This window comes from Streptomyces sp. NRRL B-24484 (assembly GCF_000717715.1).
Lineage (GTDB): Bacteria > Actinomycetota > Actinomycetes > Streptomycetales > Streptomycetaceae > Kitasatospora.
Map to the genome: position 1 here is coordinate 1 of NZ_JOAI01000138.1, position 741 is coordinate 741.

General features: G+C 73.0%; 3 protein-coding genes. All 3 read right to left on the reverse strand.

Annotation, left to right across the window (positions count from 1 at the left end):
• A partial coding sequence (locus tag IE98_RS48800) for a DUF2267 domain-containing protein (protein ID WP_159401269.1) occupies window positions 1-129 on the reverse strand: 129 nt, incomplete at its 3' end.
• A complete protein-coding gene (locus tag IE98_RS52820; RefSeq protein WP_420706277.1) occupies window positions 80-586 on the reverse strand; it encodes an STAS domain-containing protein in 507 nt (168 codons plus the stop codon). The genes IE98_RS48800 and IE98_RS52820, both read right to left, overlap by 50 nt.
• An 11-nt stretch (window positions 587-597) precedes the next feature.
• On the reverse strand, window positions 598-741 hold a 144-nt coding region (locus IE98_RS0141635; protein WP_159401270.1), incomplete at its 5' end, for an Hsp20/alpha crystallin family protein.

Below are 741 nucleotides of genomic sequence, written 5' to 3' on the forward strand. Positions count from 1 at the left end.
CACGTCGCCGACCAGGTGGGCGCCGAGCAGGGCCAGGACGACCCGGGCGGCCCGCTCGGCCTCCTGTGGGGTGTCGTACTCACCGCGCTCCCGGACCTCTTCCAGGAACGCCTCCCATCGAAGCGTCATCGCGCTTACTCCCTCCGTCCCAAGGGCCGGTGCGACCGGGGCCCGCCAGGGCTCGAACGTCAGGCTCCGGTGCAGACCGGTGAGTCTGAGCAGCCGCACCGCGCAGTGCACGGCTCCGCGTACGACCGGGCGCCTGCCGCAGCGGCCGCTTGTTGCGGGGCCGGCCGGGGGCGCCCAGTCCCGCGCAGTCCGTGAACGTCACCTCCGACAGGTCGAGCACCAGCTCCCGGTGCGACTCGTACGCGGCTGCCGGCTCGCCGCGCAGACGCGGGGCGGCTTCGAGGTCGGTCTCGCCGCGGACCCGCACCACGAAGGGCTCGCCGCTCTCCGGCCGTTCATGGCGTTGTCCTGTCTCAGCGGGTAGGCCGGTCCCGGCGAGGGTGTTCGGCGGTCGGGGGTGTTCCGGCCGCCCCTTTCGACCGAGGGGGGAGAGATCGGGGGCGGCACGGAACGACATCGGGCAGCGGGTCAGGCCTGGATCTGCTTGCGGCTTCCGCTGTGGCTGATCGCGATCTTGCGGGGCTTGGCCTTCTCGGCGACCGGGATCTTCAGGGTCAGCACGCCGGCGTCGTAGTCGGCGGTGATCCCGGCGGGGTCGAGGGTGTCGGAGAG